Consider the following 17,461-nt stretch of genomic DNA (forward strand, 5'->3'; position numbering starts at 1 on the left):
GGCGGGCACGGCCCACTTCGGAACGCGCCTTACGGTCGCAGCGTGCCCCGGTCCCGCTGGAGTTCGGCGTCCCGCACGTCCAGACGCGCGTCGAACTTCGCGAGGGGCCTGGCCTTCGCCGGATCGGCCTCGACGGCCGCGGGCGCGACCCCGGCCCAGCGCAGGATGGCCGCGGTGGCCTCGGCCTTCTCGTCGGCGACGAGACCGGAGACCTTCGAGCCGTGATTACCGCCGGGCACGGTATAGACGTGGCTGTCCCGGGCGCCCTTGCCGAGGTGGAAGGGCTCGGCGCCCCACGGGTCGTTCTCGCCGTAGACGTACATCATCTGCCTGGCGTTGTTCCTGACCCAGCGGTCCACGTCACGCATCACCGAGGGCTGGAACTTCATCGCGATGGAGCGCGGCACGAAGTTGCGCGGCGGCTGGTAGCCGTAGCGGCTCAGATCGCCCAGCCAGGGCTGCTCGATGTCGGGAGAACCGAGCTGGGTGCCGGCCTGGTAGTAGTACGGCGTGTACGTGTTGAGCCCCTGGTCGGCGAAGGCCGCGAAGCCCGAGATGCCGTCGACGGAGTCCCAGATCTCCTGGTCGGTGGCGTTCGGGGCGTCGGCCGGGATGGCCTCGCAGTCGGCGAGCAGGCTGTACTGCCAGAACGCCCAGACGTAGTCCAGGACGACGGCCTCGTACGCCTTGTCGAGCGTGCCGACCGTGTCGAACGTCAGGCCGTTCTCGGCGACGAAGGCCTCGAACTTCTTCTCCAGCGGCTCCCGGCGGACGAGGGCCTCGCGCTGGACGCCGCTCAGTCGGTCCCGGCACTCCTCGGTGCCGACGCCCGCGAAGAACCGGTCGTACGCCGAGTCCTCCCTGTCCACGACGTCGTTGGGGGCGACGTAGGCGACGACGCCGTCCATGTCCTTCGGGTAGAAGCGTTCGAAGTAGGTGGCGGTCATGCCGCCCTTGGAGCCACCGGTGGAGAGCCACTTCTTCGAGTAGATCTTCTTCAGCGCCTTGAAGACCCGGTGCTGGTCGCTGGCGGCCTGCCAGATGTCGAGCTTCGACCAGTCGGCGGGCGCCGGGCGCGACGGGGTGAAGAACCGGTACTCCAGGGAGACCTGGTTGCCGTCGATGATCTGCGTCGGCTCGCTGCGGCTCGGGTTGGTCGAGACGTTGTAGCCGCTGGTGAAGAAGACCGTGGGCCGGTTCGTGTCCTTGTGCAGCAGGGTGACGCGCTGCTGGAAGGTGCCCTTCGACGGGTTCTTGTGGTCGACGGGCTGGGTGTATCCGAGGACGAAGAAGCGGTAGCCGGGGTAGGGCTTCTCCTCGATCAGACTCATTCCCGGGATGGCCAGGATGCGGTCCTTGATGTCCTCGCCGCTGCTCTCGCTGCTGCTGGTGGTGAAGCCGCTGCTCTGCTTCGCGGCCGGTTCCGCGGCGGTGGCCGCACCGGCCGAGGCCCCGGTCGCACTCACTGTGCCTATGAGCACCGCGAGCGACAGAACGCCTCTGAGCGCCTTGCGCATGCACCCTCCCCTTGATTCACGACAGTCGCCGTGAACTTAGCGGGGGTGACACCTGCCACGCCAGACCCACGCGCACGTCAGCACATGATCCATCCCGTCGAGCCGGAGGATCCCCCGATCGAACCCGTGGCACGGACGCAGCGGTTGAGCGCGTGCACCTTCACCGGACCGGCCAGCTCGGTGAACCTGCCGCTGTCGACGACCGCCCGGCCGCCCCGGGGCTGCAACGACACCCGCATCGCCCGGCGCGTGCCCGGCTTCTTGGCGACGGTGACGGCGCACGCGTAGGCGCGGCTCTCGTAGACGCGCAGCGAACCCGTGGAGAACGCCACCGTCTTGACCAGCCGTCCGGAACAGGACGACGCGGCCTGCGCCGGGGCCGATCCGGCGGGCCCCAGCACCAGGCCGAACGCCCCGAGGAGCGGCACGACGAGGAGCGCCGCCGCCGTCCGCCGGACGTCCGGCATCCCCCGTCGCCCCGATGGCCGCCTCAGTCGTCGTGCCACACCGTCACCCCTTCGCACACATCGACCCCCGTCACACCCGTATACGTATGGGCGTACGACGCTGAAGGCGCGCCTTCAGGTTGCGGTGCGAGGTCACACGCCCGCCGGGGCGTCCTCGCCTATGCCCTCCCCTATGAAGGTGCGCCACAGCCGTGCGTACGTGCCTCCCCTGGCCAGCAGCTCGTCATGCGTGCCGTCCTCCGCGACCCTGCCCCGGTCCATCACCACGACCCGGTCGGCACGGGCGGCCGTCGTCAGCCGGTGGGCGACCACCAGGGTGGTGCGCCGTCCCGCGAGCCGGTCGGTGGCCTGGTTGACCTGGGCCTCGCTGGCGAGGTCGAGGGAGGCGGTCGCCTCGTCGAGCAGCAGGATGTCGGGGTCGACCAGCTCGGCGCGGGCGAGCGCGATCAGCTGGCGCTGACCGGCGGACAGGTTGCGGCCCCGTTCCGCGACCGCGTGCAGATAGCCGTCCTCCAGGGTGGCGATCATGTCGTGCGCGCCGACCGCACGGGCCGCCGCCTCCACCTGGGCGTCGGTGGCCTCCGGGAGGCCGTACGCGATGGCGTCGCGGACCGTGCCCTCGAAGAGGTAGGCCTCCTGCGGCACCACACCGAGCCGGTGCCGGTACGCCGTCCTGTCGAGCTTCCGCAGGTCCGTGCCGTCGGCCGTGACCCGTCCGCTCGTCGGGTCGTAGAACCGGGCGACGAGCTTGACCAGCGTGGACTTGCCCGCCCCGGTCTCCCCGACGAAGGCGACCGTCTGGCCCGCCGGGATCCGCAGGTCGATGCCGCTGAGCGCCTCGTCCTCGTCGGCGTAGGCGAACGACACGCCCTCGAAGGCGATCTCGCCGCGCAGCGATGTCACGCCCTGCGGCTCGTCGTCGTCGGCCGTGGAGGTCGGCTCCCGCAGGAGTTCCTGGATCCGGCCGAGGGAGACGCTGGCCTGCTGGTACCCGTCGAAGACCTGGGACAGCTGCTGCACGGGGGCGAAGAACAGGTCGATGTACAGCAGGTAGGCGACCAGGGCGCCCGTGGTCAGCGTGCCGTCGTCGACACGGCCCGCGCCGACGATCAGCACGGCGGCAGCCGCGACCGAGGCCAGCAGCTGCACGAACGGGAAGTAGACCGAGATCAGCCACTGCCCGCGCACCCTGGCCTCACGGTAGTGGTCGCTGCGGGCCGCGAACCGCTCGGCGCCGTCACGCTCGCGCCGGAACGCCTGGACGATGCGGAGCCCGGAGACGGACTCCTGGAGGTCGGCGTTGACGACACCGATGCGTGTCCGGGCGAGCTCGTAGGCCTTCACGCTCGTGCGGCGGAAGAAGAAGGTACCGACGATCAGCAGCGGCAGCGTCGCGAAGACGACCAGGGCCAGCTGGACGTCGAGGACGAGCAGGACGACCGTGATGCCGAAGAAGGTGACGAGGGAGACGAAGGCGGTGACCAGGCCGGTCTGGAGGAACGTGGACAGCGCGTCCACGTCCGTCGTCATCCGGGTCATGATGCGGCCGGTCAGCTCGCGCTCGTAGTAGTCGAGACCGAGCCGCTGGAGCTGCGCGAAGATCTTGAGGCGCAGGGAGTACAGCACGCGTTCGCCGGTGCGGCCCGTCATCCGGGTCTCGCCGATCTGCGCGGCCCACTGGACGAGCACGGCGAGCAGTCCGAGTCCGGCGGCGGCCCAGACCGCGCCGAGCGCCATCTTGGTGACACCGTCGTCGATGCCGTGCCGGATCAGCACGGGCAGCAGCAGGCCCATGCCCGCGTCGACGGCGACCAGCGCGAGGCTCACCAGCAGCGGGGCCCCGAAGCCGTGCAGCAGCCTGCGCAGGCCGTACGACTTCTCCGGGCGCACCGCGCTCGCCTCGTCGATGCCGGGGGCATCGGTGGCGGGCGGCAGCGCCTCGACCTGGGCGAGCAGCTCGGGGGTGGCGGGCATCCCGGCGGCCGCCGCGTCGCGCTGCTCCTCCTTGCGGATCCACAGCTCGGGGGTGACCCCGCGCTCGGCGTCGAACTCGGCGTCCAGCTCCTCCTGGAGCGCCCGGTCGTCCTCGGGTGCCGCGGACGCCGACGGCTGGTGGCCGGGCGAGGTCCCGCCCAGCTCGTCCGGGTCGGTGAGCAGCCGGCGGTAGAGCGCCGAGCGGCGTTCCAGCTCCGCGTGCGTGCCGATGTCGGCGAGACGCCCCCGGTCGAGTACGGCGATGCGGTCGGCGAGGCCGAGCGTGGACCGCCGGTGGGCTATGAGCAGGGTCGTGCGGCCCTCCATGACCTGGGCCAGGACCTCGTGGATCTCGTGCTCGACCCGGGCGTCGACAGCCGACGTGGCGTCGTCGAGGAGCAGCAGGCGGGGGTCCGTGAGGATGGCGCGGGCGAGGGCGACGCGCTGGCGCTGGCCGCCGGAGAGGGTGAGCCCGTGCTCACCGACCTTGGTGTCGTACCCCTCGGGCAGCTCGGAGATGAAGCCGTGCGCCTGGGCGGCGCTCGCGGCCCGCTCGATCTGTTCCTGGGTGGCGTCCGGGTGTCCGTACGCGATGTTGGCGCCGACGGACTCGGAGAAGAGGAAGCTGTCCTCCGGTACGAGGCCGATCGCGGCCCGCAGCGAGTCCTGGGTCAGTTCGCGTACGTCGTGGCCGCCGACCAGGACGGCTCCGTGCGACACGTCGTAGAAGCGGGGCAGCAGGAGCGAGACGGTGGACTTGCCGCTTCCGGAGGCACCGACGACGGCGACGGTCTCGCCGGGCTCGATGGTGAGGGAGAAGCCGTCCAGGACCGGACGTTCGTCGTCGTAGCCGAAGCGGACGTCGTCGAACTCGACGCGGGCGGGGGCGTCGGCGGGGAGTTCCTTGGTGCCGTCCTCCATGGACGGCTCGGTGTCGATCAGCTCCAGGACACGCTCCACGCCCGCCCGGGCCTGCTGGCCGACGGTGAGGACCATGGCGAGCATCCGGACCGGGCCGACGAGCTGGGCGAGGTAGGTGGAGAAGGCGACGAACGTGCCGAGGGTGATCTCGCCCCGGGTGGCCAGCCAGCCGCCGAGGGCCAGCATCGCGACCTGGCCGAGCGCGGGGACGGCCTGGAGCGCCGGGGTGTAGCGGGAGTTCAGGCGGATCGTGCGCAGCCGGCCCGCGAAGAGCCGGCGGCTGACCTCACGGAGCTTGCCGGTCTCCTGGTCCTCCTGGCCGAAGCCCTTGACGACCCGGACCCCGGAGACCGCCCCGTCGACCACTCCGGCGACGGCGGCGGCCTGGCTCTGGGCGTACCAGGTGGCGGGGAAGAGGCGGGTCCTGGAGCGGCGGGCGATGAACCACAGGGCGGGGGCGACGGCGAGGGCGACGAGGGTCAGGGGCAGCGAGAGCCACGCCATGATCACCAGGGAGATGAGGAAGAGCAGGATGTTCCCGATGGTCATCGGGAGCATGAAGAGGAGGCTCTGGATCAGCTGCAGGTCGCTGGTGGCCCGCCCGACGACCTGTCCGGTGGAGAGCTCGTCCTGCCGCTTCCCGTCGAGCCGGGTGAGGGTGCCGTACATCTCGGTCCGCAGGTCGTGCTGGACGTCGAGGGCGAGCTTGCCGCCGTAGTAGCGGCGGATGAACGTGGCGATGTAGACGAGGACGGCGGCGCCGATGAGGAGGCCGGTCCAGACGCCGAGGGAGCGGGTGTGGCTGCCGACGACGTCGTCGATGATCACCTTGGTGATGAGCGGGACGAGCGCCATCACGGCCATCCCCGCGAGGGACGAGCCCAGTGCCAGCACGACGTTGCGCCGGTAGCGCCAGGCGTACCCGGTCAGCCGACGGCCCCAGCCCTGCCGGCCGGCGTCCCGCTTCTCCGCGCCCTGTCCTTCCGTGGCCTGTCGTTCCGTGGCCTGTTGTTCAGCGCCCGGCATCGTGCCTCCAGCTTTCCCCGTCGCCCCGCCTGATCTACCGCATGTCCCCAACGCGGTCAGCAGCGGATTTCATCCTTCCGCAACAAATCTCGGCCGGGGGGCGGAGGCGGAGGGCGGATGGTCCTAGGGCGTCAGCCGGACGGCCCCCTCAGCAGCACCGGGAGCACCACCACCGACGGCCCCGGGGCCGCCAGGGCCTTCCCGAGGTCGGTGGCCAGGGATTCCGGCGTCGTGCGGACGGCCGGGACGCCGAAGGACTCGGCGAGGGCGACGAAGTCCGGGCGGCAGTGTCCGGGCGCCGTCGCTTCACCGAAGGCGCCCGTCAGGTGCGTACTCCGGATGCCGTGGCCCCCGTCGTCGACGATCAGCCAGGTGACGGGCAGGCCGTACTGCCGGACGGTGGCGAGCTCCGCGATCGAGTACATCGCACCGTCGTCGCCGGAGACCGCGAGCACCGGTTTCGTCGGGTCGGCCGCGGCGGCGCCGATCGCGGCGGGGAAGCCGTAGCCGAGGCCGCCCGCGCCCTGCGCCGAGTGCATGGTGTTGGGATGCCGGGCGTCGAAGGCGGACCAGGCCCAGTAGGCGAGGGGCGTCATGTCCCAGAAGCTGGGTGAGGTGTCGGGCAGCGCCTCGCGGACGGAGGCGAGCACCCGCTGCTCCGGCGTGAGGTCCTGGGCCGCGATCCGCGCGTGGACCTGATCAAGCAGCGCCCGGACACGCTCGGCCGCGGTGTCGTCCTCGCGGGGCTCCACCGCGTCCAGCAGGTCGGCGAGGGCCTCGCGGGCGTCGGAGTGGATGCCGAGCGCGGGGTGGTTGGACTCCAGCTTCCCGGCGTCGGCCTCGATCTGGATCACCCGGCCGCGCGGGGCGAACGTGTGGTGGTTCGAGGAGAGCTCGCCCAGTCCCGAGCCGACGACGAGCAGCACGTCCGCGGACTCCAGGAACTCCGTGGTGTGCCGGTCCTCCAGCCAGGACCTGAGCGAGAGCGGGTGTTGCCAGGGGAAGGCGCCCTTGCCGCCGAAGGTGGTGACGACGGGGGCGTCGAGCTTCTCCGCGAGCGCGCGCAGCTTGCCGGACGCGTCGGAGCGTACGACTCCGCCGCCCGCGATGATCGCCGGACGCTCGGCCTTCGACAGCAGATCGGCGGCGACGAGGGTCAGCTCGGGGCGTGGGTACAGCTCGCGCGGGGTGGCGTCGAGCGCGCTGACGACGGGCAGGACGGTCTCGGCGAGCAGCACGTCCTGCGGGATCTCCACCCAGACCGGCCCGTGCGGGGCGGTCAGCGCGGACTCCCAGGCGGCGGCGATCGCGGAGGGGATCTGCGACGCCGTGCGCACGGTGTGCACGGACTTCACGATGTCGCGGAACGACGCCTGCTGGTCGCGGAGTTCGTGCAGATGGCCGTGGCGCCCGCCGCCGAGCCCGGCGGTCGGGACCTGGCTGGAGACGGCCAGCACGGGCGCCGACGCGGCGGCCGCCTCCTGGAGTGCGGCCAGGGAGGTCAGGGCGCCCGGACCTGCGGAGAGGAGCAGGGTCGCCACCTCGCCGGTGATGCGGCCGTAGGCGTCGGCGGCGAAGCCCGCGTTGTTCTCGACGCGCAGTCCGACGTACGACAGGGAGGAGCGGCTCAGCGCGTCGGACATGCCGAGCGGGTGCCGGCCGGGCAGCCCGAAGACGGCGGTGGCGCCGAGGCCCTGGAGGGTCTCCACCACGAGGTCTCCGCCGTTGCGCCCGGGCTGGACGTTCAGGGCCGCCTCGGCCTGTGCGGCCGTGAGCTGCGGCCGGTCGTCGTGGTCGTGACTCACCGGTTGCGGCCCTCCGCGATCTGGCGGGACATGATCGTCGTCAGCTCGTACGCCGTGTGCGAGGCGGCGACGGACGTGATCTCCGCGTGATCGTACGCCGGGGCCACCTCGACCAGGTCGGCCGAGACGAGGTGGCAGGAGGAGAGTCCGCGCAGGATCTCCAGGAGCTCCCGCGAGGTGAGACCCCCGGCCTCGGGGGTGCCGGTGCCGGGGGCGTGCGCCGGGTCGAGGACGTCGATGTCGATGGAGATGTAGAGCGGCCGTTCACCGATGCGCTGCCGGAGCTGGTCGGCGATCTCGTCGACGCCGCGCCGCATGACGTCGGCGGAGGTGACGATGCCGAAGCCCATCTTGGCGTCGTCGGTGAGGTCCTGCTTGCCGTACAGCGGGCCGCGGGTGCCGACGTGGGACAGCGCCTCCGTGTCGAGGACGCCTTCCTCGACGGCCCGGCGGAACGGGGTCCCGTGGGTGTATTCGGCGCCGAAGTAGGTGTCCCAGGTGTCCAGGTGGGCGTCGAAGTGGAGCAGGGCGACCGGGCCGTGCTTCTTGGCGACGGAACGCAGCAGCGGCAGCGCGATGGTGTGGTCGCCGCCGAGTGTCATCAGCCGGGCGTCGGTGGAGAGCAGGGCGTCGGCGGCGGCCTCGACGGTCTCGACGGCTTCGTTGATGTCGAAGGGGTTCACGGCGATGTCGCCCGCGTCGGCGACCTGGGCGAGCGCGAAGGGGGAGGCGTCCTGCGCCGGGTTGTAGGGGCGCAGGAGGCGGGATGCCTCGCGGATGGCGTTGCCCCCGAAGCGGGCGCCGGGCCGGTAGGAGACCCCGCTGTCGAAGGGCACACCGACGACGGCGACATCGGCGGAGCCGACCTCGTCGAGCCGGGGCAGCCGCGCGAACGTCGCGGGTCCGGCGTAGCGCGGGACGCGGGAGGAGTCGACGGGGCCGCGCGGCGCTCCGTTGCTGTTGCTCATGGGTGCGGGTGCCTTTCGTTGAACCGGTCGACAGCCGTGAGCTCTTCTCCGGCTCGATTCCGGTCAGGGGCCGACGGGTGGCGGCCCCTCCGGGGTCGGGTGTGGTGGTCAAGACGGTAGGTGGCCGGAAGCCGACGCTGAAGTGTACGTTTCCTCCATTCTTGTCACACCGAATGGAGGGATCGTCCATGCCGGACTCCCCCGCCGGGCCTCCCGCTCCTCCCATCCCGCTCGCCGCGCTGCTGGCCCGGGAGGAACTCGGGCTGCGGCGGATCGCCGGTCCGGACCACGCGGAGCTGCTGTGGGTGCACACCTCGGAGATGGCCGATCCGTATCCGTATCTGCTGGGCGGTGAGCTGCTGCTGACCGCCGGTGTCCAGCTCGCGAACCCGGACACCTTTGTGTCCCGGCTCGTCCAGGGAGGGGCGTCGGCGCTCGGTTTCGGGCTGGCACCGGTGCACGACACGGTGCCCGACGCCCTGGTGGAGGCGTGCGACCGGCACGGGCTGCCGCTCCTGGAGGTGGATCCCGGGACCCGCTTCGCCGCCGTCGCACGGGCGGTGTGGCAGCTCATGGCCGAGGCACGCCACCGCGAACTGCGCCGCGTGACCCGGGCCCAGCAGGCCCTGGCGACGGCGGCGGCCCGGCCGGACCCGGTGCCCGCGGTGCTGCGCCAGCTCGCCGTACAGCTGGAGGGCCGGGTCGAGCTCCTCTCGGCGGACGGTGACGTGCTGCACGGAGCGGGCGACGTCCCGCCGGCCGGCGTACGGGCGGCCCTGGTCCGGCTGGCACGGGTGGTGGCTCCCGCCACTCCCGCCGGACCGCCCGCCACCGCTCCCGCCCGGCAGCCGAGCCCGTCGTCGGCGGCCGACACCCTGGACGGCACCCACCTGTCCGCCTACGCGCTGGGCGGCGGACAGGGGCTGGCCCTCACCCTGGCGACGCCCCGCCGCGACGCCGGCGACCACACCGTCGCGGGGATCGCCGTCGTGCTGCTCTCCCTGCTCACCGCCCCGCACCAGGGCGCCGACGGCGCGGGCCGCTCGGCGGCGCTCGTACGGCTGCTGCTGGGCGCGACCCCGCAGGACGTGGCACCGCTGCTGGGTGACGGCGACTCCTGGACGGTGGTCCACGCCCGCCGCGCCGACGGCACCCCGGCCGGAGCGCTGAACGCCGGGGCCCTCGGCGCGGCGCTGGGCTCCGCACTGTCGGACGTGGACCGTGAGACGGTACGGGTCCTGCTGCCCGGCCCCCACGAGGCGGTGACCGCGCAGCCCGGCTGGACCCTCGGCGTCTCGGGCCCCGGCCCGGTCACGGCCCTGCCCGACGCCGACGCCGAGGCGTCCCGCGCCCTGGGGCACGCGGAGGCGACCCGCACCGCGCTGACCACGCACCGCCCGGGCACCGGTGGCCTCGCCGCCCTGATCCCGCCCGACCGCGCCGAGGCCCACGCCCGCGCCCTGCTGGCCCCCCTCACCGAGCCGTTGGCCGGGACGCTGCGCTGCTGGCTCAGCCTGCACGGCAGTTGGGACCGCACGGCGGTGGCCCTGCGGGTCCACCGCAACACGGTCCGCCAGCGCATCGCGCGGTGCGGGGCGCTGCTGGACATGGACCTGGACGACATGGACGTACGCACGGAGTTGTGGTTCGCGCTGCGGGACCGCAGGCCCTGAACCCGCCCCTGTCCCACCCGTGTGTCCCACCCGTGCCTTATGTTTCAGGGCGACGACATGTTTCAGGGCGACGACTGACGCAACGAGCGACCGAGGCGACGGACGACCAATGGCACGGGATTACGACAGCCAGCTGCTGGAGTCGGTGGGAGTACGCCGACGCAGAATGCGCGACGCGCTGCTGTTCGGCGCGCAACGGGCGCGGCGCACGGCCGACGAGCGGCTCGGGAAGGTGTTCGCGGGAATCGCCCTGGCAGCCGTGATGTGCGCGGGGTGCGTCGGGTGGTCCTTCCTCCAGCACACGCTGGACAAGCAGAAGGCGGAGCAGGAGGGGCAGCAACGCCAGGCGCAGCAGTACGACCGCACCGGCTGAGAGGAAGCGGCGGAAGCACTCATGGAGTTCCGGGAGTTCCAGGAGTTCCGGGGAAATACCGGATGATTCAGCCGAGTTGAGCGGAATGACCGCCGATACCGTTACGCACCTTTGACCCCGAAAGTATTCGAAGCCGTGATGATAGGTTCCCGTAAGTGGTGACCACAGCGATAACTTCCCGGACCGAACTGAGCCGGGTGACCCTGGTCGGCGAGCGGCGCCGGGCCGACATCGTCCTCCCGTCGGACACCCCGATCGGCCAACTGCTCCCGGACATCCTCCACGTGCTCGACGACCGGGTCGCCTCGCGCCCGCTGACACGGCAGTTGATGACGGCGGACGGATCGGCGCTGCCGCACGACAGCACACTGGCATCGGCCGGGGTCGCCGACGGGGCCGTGCTCCGGCTCGTCCGGACGCACTCCGCGCCGCCCGCCCCGGTGGTGCACGACGTCACCGACCAGGTGGCCGACGACCTCGATCTGCGGGCATGGCGCTGGCGGCCCGCCGCACGCCGGGCCGCGGGGGGTGTGGCCGCCGTCGTCCTCGCCGTGATCTCCGCGTTGCTCGCCCGCCGCGAATTCCCGCTCGGAACCCTGGCCGTCTCCCTCGCCGCGGTCACGTGCGTACTGATGGCGACCGGTGCCCTCGTCGCGAAGGCCGGGCAGGGGAACCGCGGCCTGGCGACGGCGCTCCTGGTTCTCTCCGGCACGCTCGGCATCCTCGCCGCGTGGACCGCTGCCGACGCCTACACGTGGCCGGGCGCCCTGCGTCTCGCCGCCGTCGCGGCCGCGGTGATCCTGACGCTGGTGCTGCTCGGTCACTTCTCACCGCTCGGCCGCGGCGGGCTCATCGGCGCCGCGACGACCGCCGCGCTCACCGTGGTGTGGGAGGGTGTCGCCGCCGTCCAGGGTGACCCGGCCCGGCTCGGAGCGGTCATGGCGGTCGTCTCGGTGGTCCTGCTCGGCCTGTTGCCCCGCCTGGCGCTGATGGCGTCGGGGCTGACCGCACTCGACGACCGCCGTTCGGGCGGCGTCTCCGTCAGCCGTCACGAGGTGGGGAACGCCCTCGCGGCCACGCACCGCGGCCTCGCTCTCGCGACGCTGGCCGCCTCGGTCTCGGCCGCGGGCGCCGGCTGGCTGATCACCCGGGCAGGGACGCAGACGGTGTGGACCGTGGTGCTGACCACGGTCGTCGCCGTGGTCCTGCTGTCCCGGGCGCGCGCGTTTCCCCTGGTCGCCGAGGTGGTGGCGCTCTTCGCCGCCGCGGCGGTCCTCTTCGTACGCCTGGTGATGTTGTGGATGGAGCACGGCGGGGGCGCCGGGCCGATCGCCGTGCTGGGCGCGGCGGCGGTTCTGCCGCTGCTCGTCCTGGCGGTACAGCCGCCGGAGCATGTGCGGGTCCGGCTGCGGCGAACGGCCGACCTGGTCGAATCCATCGGCATGGTGGGCCTCTTCCCGCTCGCCGTCGGTGTGTTCGGTGTGTTCGGACAGCTGCTCAACAAGTTCTGAGTCAACGCGCGGGCGCTCCGGCAGGGGCAGCACGGCGGAGAAGAAGGGCAGAGATGCCGAACGCGGACAACTGGCAGGGCGATGTGCTGCGCGATCTGGGCGGCGCGGCCCCCCAGGGCGGGCAGAGCCCCGGCTCGGCGACACCCGGTGCTTCCCCCCAGGGTGGCCCGGGCCTCCCCGTCCCGGGTGGCGGTGCACCGGTTCACACCGGTCAGACCGGCCATCGGCACCGCCAGGAACCACCGACTCCGGCTCCCCACCCCCGCGGGGCCGGACGGCCCCGCAACACCCCCGACTCGCTGTCCGTGGTGGACGAGGCCCTGACCGGAGCGATACGCAAACCGCGCCACGGGGAGCCCTTCGCGTCGCGTGCCGCGCACGCCGTGCGCCGTATCGTCTCCTCGTCGGCGGCGCGCGAGGTCGCCGAGCTCACCCGCACCGCCGAGCGGCTCCAGCAGCCCGTGACGACGGGCCGGCAGATCGCCGTCACCTCCATCCGGGGCGGCGCGGGCAAGTCGACCGTCGCCGCGCTCCTCGGCACCACGTACGCCCACTACCGGCAGGACCCGGTCCTCCTCGTCGAGGCCGACCCTGCACTCGGCTCCCTGCCTCTGCGGCTCGGCTCCCGGTCCCTGCGCTGGACCACCGGCGACGTCGCGAACATCGTCGAGCCGCAGATGTCCCTCCTCGACGTGACCGGCTATCTCGTCCAGCTCCCGGACAACGCCTGGCTCCTGCCCGGCAGCCAGGGCCAGATCGGCGCGATGCTGGACACCAGGGCGTACGAACGGGTGATGGTCTCGCTGCGCCGCTACTTCGGTGTGACGGTCGTCGACTGCGAGACGCTGCCCGCCGAGGTCGCCCGGGTCGCGCTCTCGGCCTCCCAGGCCCGCGTGCTGACCACCCCGGCGACCCTGGAAGGCGTCATGAGCACATACAACGTGCTCGAGTGGATGAAGGGGCTGCCCCGCCACGTGATCGAGGGCACGGTCGTCGTCCTCACCGAACAGACGCCACTCGCCGGGATCGACCTCGGCAAGGCCGCTGCGAAGCTCGAGTCCACGGGGGCGGGTGTCCAGGTCCTCCCGTACGACCGGCATCTCGCCGCCGGCGGTGCCATCCGCCCGGAGCTGCTCGCCCGTGCGACGCGACGGGCCGCCACCCTCCTCGCCGCGGATGTCTTCCAGCTCTCGCAGAAGCGCCGCTGACCCGTGCGAGCCCGACCGTGAGTGACGGACGATCATGAGTACCCGACTGATACACCGCCCGGCCCGGACCACACGGCCTCCGGCCGCGTCCGAGCCACGCGTCATCGAGGCCCCGCCCAACCTCCCCGAGGGGAAGGCGGGCAACATCGCGATGTCGCTGCTGCCCGTCGCCGGGGTCATGTCGTCGGTCGTGATGATGACGGTCGTGCGCAACAGCCAGTTCGCCGCGCTCGGCGCGATCATCCTGGTCGTCACCGTCGTCGGCTCCGTCGCACTGCTCTTCTCGCAGCGCGGCAAGGCGCAGCGCACCCGCCGCAGCCAGCGCGAGGCCTACCTCGCCTACGTCGAGGACCTGCGGGAGGAGCTCTCGGGTGAGGAACGCGCGCGCCGTGAACGCGCCGACGTGCTCAACCCGCCGCCCCACGCCCTGTACGACATCGTGCGGGATCCGGCCCGCCTGTGGGAGCGCCGCCGCGTCGACGCCGATTTCCTCCAGGTGCGGCTCGGCACCGGCGAGATGCCCGTACGCGATCTGCGCATCGCCGATCAGGGTTCGACGGTCCTCACCCCGCCCGACCTCTTCATGCTCAACGAGGCGTCGGCGCTGATGACCCGCTTCCGCACCGGCACGGAGCTCCCGCTGGCCGTTCCCCTCGACCGGGTCGGCAACATCAGCGTCGTCGGCCCCCGCGAGGACTGCCTGCGCGTCGTCCGCGCCCTCCTCGTACAGGCCGCGGCGACGCACGCACCCGACGACGTGGCGATGGCGCTCGCCGTACCCGGCGACCGGGTCGCCGACTGGGAGTGGGCCAAGTGGCTGCCGCACCTGCTGGACACCGAACAGCTGGACGGCCCGGTCGCCGCCCGCCGCATCGCCCCCTCCGCGCCCCAGCTCGCCCGACAGCTCGACCCCGAACTGCGCCGACGCGCTTCCTACGCCGCCGAGCTACGCCGGGGCCTGGCCGGCAAGGACGCCTTGTCCATGACGTCCCGGCTGCTCGTCGTCACCGACGGCCACGGTGAGGACGCCGTCGACCTGCCACGGCCCGACGACGCCGTGGGCCTGCGCGACATGGGCGTCACCGTCCTCCATCTGCTCGAACAGCGCGTCCAGGAGCCGGGCCACGTCGGCGTCCGGATCAGCGTCGAAGGCTCCGACGTGCTCATCGAGGACCTGCGGGAGCAGGAACCGGTCAGCGCCCACGGCACCGTCGACGAGGTCGGCATCCCGTTCGCCGAGGGCCTGGCCCGGATGCTGGCGCCGCTGCGCCTGTCCGCCGAGTCGCTCGTCGACGCTCCTCTGTCCGGGCCCGTCGACTTCGCCGGTCTGCTCGGTATCGACGACGTGGCCAGGCTCGACCTGTCCCGTCTCTGGGCTCCGCGCGGCGAACGCGCCTTCCTGCGCGTCCCCATCGGCATCAGCGACTCCCACGAACCGGTACTCCTGGACCTGAAGGAGTCCTCGGAGCTCGGCATGGGCCCGCACGGCCTGTGCGTCGGCGCCACCGGATCCGGGAAGTCGGAGCTGCTGCGCACCCTGGTCCTCGCCCTGGTCACCACACACCCGCCGGAAGACCTCGCCCTGGTCCTCGTCGACTACAAGGGCGGCGCGACCTTCGCGCCGTTCGCGGGCCTGCCACACGTCGCCGGTGTCATCACCAACCTGGAGAACCAGGCGGGCCTCGTCGAACGCGTCCACGCCTCCCTCGCCGGTGAGGTGAAGCGCCGGCAGCAGGCGCTCAAGGACGCGGGCAACATCGCCGACATCGGTGACTACGCCGCACTGCGCGCCGAGAAGCGGCCCGATCTGGATCCGCTGCCCCACCTGTTCGTCGTCATCGACGAGTTCGGTGAACTCCTCACAGCCAAGCCGGACTTCATCGACCTCTTCCTGTCCATCGGCCGCATCGGACGCTCCATCGGGGTGCACCTGCTGCTCTCCAGCCAGCGCATCGAGGGGGGCAAGCTCAAGGGCCTGGACACCTATCTCTCGTACCGGCTGGGCCTGCGCACCTTCTCGGCCGACGAGTCCCGGACGGTCCTGGACACCACGGACGCGTTCCATCTGCCGCCACTGCCGGGCTTCGGCTACCTCAAGGTCGACACCAGCCACTACGCGCGTTTCAAGGCCAGCTATGTGTCGGGGGGATACCGGGGCCCCGCGCAGCGCGCGGACGAGGAGGGGAGCGGACCGCTCGCCCTCGAGTACGAAGCGTTCAACTCCCTGCACGGCGACGAGGGTTCCGGCTCGCGGGAGCCTTCGTCGCGGCGCCGCGAGACGGGGCCGACGGAGATGGGCGTCGTCGTCGGGCAGCTGGAGGGCGCCGCCGGACCCGTACGCAGTATCTGGCTGCCCCCGCTGCCCGCCGCCCTGACCCTGGACAGCGTCGCGGGACCCCTGGAGGCCGGCCCGCGCGGAATGCAGCTCGCCAAGCGCCGGGGCGCCCTCCAGGTGCCGCTCGGTCTGCTGGACGACCCGACGAAGCAGTGGCAGGGCCAGTGGTTCCTGGACCTCACCGTGGCCGGCGGCCACGCCGCCTTCATCGGGGGCCCGCAGTCCGGCAAGACGACTCTCCTGCGCACGTTCGTCCTCTCGCTCGCGCTGACCCACACCCCGCAGGAGGTCGGCGTCTACGGTCTCGACCTGGTCGGCGGTGGCCTCCAGGCCCTGTCCGGCCTGCCGCACGTCGGCGGCGTCGCGGGGCGCGCGGACCGCGAGCGAGCGGCACGTACGGTCGAGGAGGTGCGGAGCATGCTCGCCACCCGCGAGGACCTCTTCCGTGAGCACGGCATCGACTCCGTCGAGCAGTTGCGCTCCCTGCACGCGGCGGGCCGGCTGTCTCAGCTCGCCTCGGCCGAGATCGTGCTCGTCATCGACGGGTTCGGAGCACTGCGCGACGACTTCGACGACCTGGACGACGCCGTCGTCGACATCCTCAAGCGCGGCGGCGGCTACGGAATCCACGTCGTGGCGGGCATGCTCCGCTGGAACGACGTACGCATCGCCACCCAGTCGACCTTCGGCACCCGCCTCGAACTGCGGATGAACGACCCGAGCGAGTCCAGCATCGACCGCAAGCTGTCCCAGACCCTGTCCCCCGACGAGCCGGGCCGCGTACTCACCGACGGCAAGCTCTTCGCCCAGGCGGCGCTGCCCCGTACCGACGGTCTCGCCGACACCACCGATCTGGGAGCGGTCCTGGAGCGCGCGGCCCGCACGGTCCGCGCCACCTGGAGCGGCGAGGTCGCCCAGCAGGTACGGGTCCTGCCGCACGTCCTGGAACCGCACCTGTTGCCGGGCCCCGCCGCCGAACCCCGGCGCGTGCCGATCGGCGTCGACCAGACGGCGCTGGAGCCCGTTCTCCTGGACCTGTTCGAGCACGATCAGCACCTGTTGGTCATGGGCGACAGCGAATGCGGGAAGACGAACCTCCTGAGGACGATCGCCGACGGCCTCATCGACCGCTACAGCGAGGACGAGCTGGTCTTCGCCGTCATGGACCCCCGGCGCAGCCTGCGGGGCGCGATCCCCGAGGAGTACAGGGGTGGCTACGCCTACAACGCCAAGCTGTGCTCCGGTCTCTCGGCCGGAATCGCCACCGAGCTGGAGAAGCGGCTGCCCGACGACAGCACTCGCGTCGAGGACCTGGAACCCGGCGACTGGGGCAGCGGCCCACGGATCGTGGTCCTCATCGACGACTACGACGTGCTGACCACGGCCGGTCAGTCGCCGCTCTCCCCCTTCCTTCCCTACATCCCGTCCGCGGTGGACATCGGCCTCCACTTCGTTCTGACGCGCCGGGTCGCGGGCGCGTCGCGCGGGATGTACGAGCCGCTCGTGCAGGGCCTGCGCGAGTCGGGGGCCTCGGCGGTCCTCATGGCGGGCGACCGCAGCGAGGGCCAGCTGTTCCCGGGCGTGTACGCCACCCAGCAGCCCGCGGGGCGCGGCGTGCTGATCCGCAGGGGGTACGCGAACCGCCTGATCCAGACCGTGTACACGCCGGGCTGACCTCCGGCA

The 17,461-nt window shown here is 72.2% G+C and carries 10 protein-coding genes; 5 read left to right on the forward strand and 5 right to left on the reverse strand.

Going from position 1 to position 17,461, the window contains the following annotated elements:
• Positions 1-29: 29 nt before the first annotated feature.
• The 5 genes from ABT001_RS18120 to speB form a co-directional block, all read right to left on the reverse strand.
• Positions 30-1,517 carry a S28 family serine protease gene (locus tag ABT001_RS18120; RefSeq protein WP_351278213.1) on the reverse strand — a complete coding sequence of 496 codons (1,488 nt, stop codon included), beginning with the start codon at positions 1,515-1,517 and terminating at the stop codon, positions 30-32.
• Between the two features lie 77 nt (positions 1,518-1,594).
• Positions 1,595-1,984 (reverse strand): hypothetical protein, encoded by a 390-nt coding sequence (locus tag ABT001_RS18125; protein ID WP_351278215.1) that lies wholly within the window; start codon positions 1,982-1,984, stop codon positions 1,595-1,597.
• Positions 1,985-2,116: 132 nt separating this feature from the next.
• Entirely contained in the window at positions 2,117-5,905 is a 3,789-nt protein-coding gene (locus ABT001_RS18130) for an ABC transporter ATP-binding protein (RefSeq protein WP_351278217.1), read from the reverse strand.
• Positions 5,906-6,036: 131 nt separating this feature from the next.
• A complete protein-coding gene (locus ABT001_RS18135; protein ID WP_351278219.1) occupies positions 6,037-7,710 on the reverse strand; it encodes a thiamine pyrophosphate-binding protein in 1,674 nt (557 codons plus the stop codon).
• Positions 7,707-8,678, reverse strand: coding sequence for an agmatinase (speB, locus tag ABT001_RS18140; protein ID WP_351278222.1), 972 nt, complete (start codon positions 8,676-8,678; stop codon positions 7,707-7,709). Before speB ends, ABT001_RS18135 begins: the two co-directional genes overlap by 4 nt.
• Positions 8,679-8,866: 188 nt before the next feature.
• Between speB and ABT001_RS18145 the strand changes: the two genes are divergently transcribed.
• The 5 genes from ABT001_RS18145 (at position 8,867) to eccCa (ending at position 17,452) form a co-directional block, all read left to right on the forward strand.
• Complete coding sequence (locus ABT001_RS18145; protein ID WP_351278224.1) at positions 8,867-10,351, forward strand: PucR family transcriptional regulator ligand-binding domain-containing protein; 1,485 nt, start codon at positions 8,867-8,869, stop codon at positions 10,349-10,351.
• Between the two features lie 109 nt (positions 10,352-10,460).
• Entirely contained in the window at positions 10,461-10,724 is a 264-nt protein-coding gene (locus ABT001_RS18150) for a hypothetical protein (protein WP_351278227.1), read from the forward strand.
• 170 nt (positions 10,725-10,894) lie between these two features.
• The gene (gene eccD, locus ABT001_RS18155) at positions 10,895-12,235 is read left to right on the forward strand and encodes a type VII secretion integral membrane protein EccD (protein WP_351278353.1); all 1,341 of its coding nucleotides are present in this window, start codon (positions 10,895-10,897) and stop codon (positions 12,233-12,235) included.
• 53 nt (positions 12,236-12,288) lie between these two features.
• Complete coding sequence (locus ABT001_RS18160; RefSeq protein WP_351278229.1) at positions 12,289-13,443, forward strand: MinD/ParA family ATP-binding protein; 1,155 nt, start codon at positions 12,289-12,291, stop codon at positions 13,441-13,443.
• A gap of 34 nt (positions 13,444-13,477) precedes the next feature.
• Complete coding sequence (gene eccCa / locus ABT001_RS18165) at positions 13,478-17,452, forward strand: type VII secretion protein EccCa (RefSeq protein WP_351278232.1); 3,975 nt, start codon at positions 13,478-13,480, stop codon at positions 17,450-17,452.
• Positions 17,453-17,461 lie beyond the last annotated feature (9 nt).

This window comes from Streptomyces sp. NPDC002793 (genome assembly GCF_040295485.1).
Lineage (GTDB): Bacteria > Actinomycetota > Actinomycetes > Streptomycetales > Streptomycetaceae > Streptomyces.

Coding starts and splice junctions, on each gene's coding strand:
- ABT001_RS18120 (WP_351278213.1), bottom strand. CDS start 1,517: ATGCGCAAGGCGCTCAGAGGCGTTCTGTCGCTCGCGGTGCTCATAGGC.
- ABT001_RS18125 (WP_351278215.1), bottom strand. CDS start 1,984: ATGCCGGACGTCCGGCGGACGGCGGCGGCGCTCCTCGTCGTGCCGCTC.
- ABT001_RS18130 (WP_351278217.1), bottom strand. CDS start 5,905: ATGCCGGGCGCTGAACAACAGGCCACGGAACGACAGGCCACGGAAGGA.
- speB (WP_351278222.1), bottom strand. CDS start 8,678: ATGAGCAACAGCAACGGAGCGCCGCGCGGCCCCGTCGACTCCTCCCGC.
- ABT001_RS18145 (WP_351278224.1), top strand. CDS start 8,867: ATGCCGGACTCCCCCGCCGGGCCTCCCGCTCCTCCCATCCCGCTCGCC.
- ABT001_RS18150 (WP_351278227.1), top strand. CDS start 10,461: ATGGCACGGGATTACGACAGCCAGCTGCTGGAGTCGGTGGGAGTACGC.
- ABT001_RS18160 (WP_351278229.1), top strand. CDS start 12,289: ATGCCGAACGCGGACAACTGGCAGGGCGATGTGCTGCGCGATCTGGGC.
- eccCa (WP_351278232.1), top strand. CDS start 13,478: ATGAGTACCCGACTGATACACCGCCCGGCCCGGACCACACGGCCTCCG.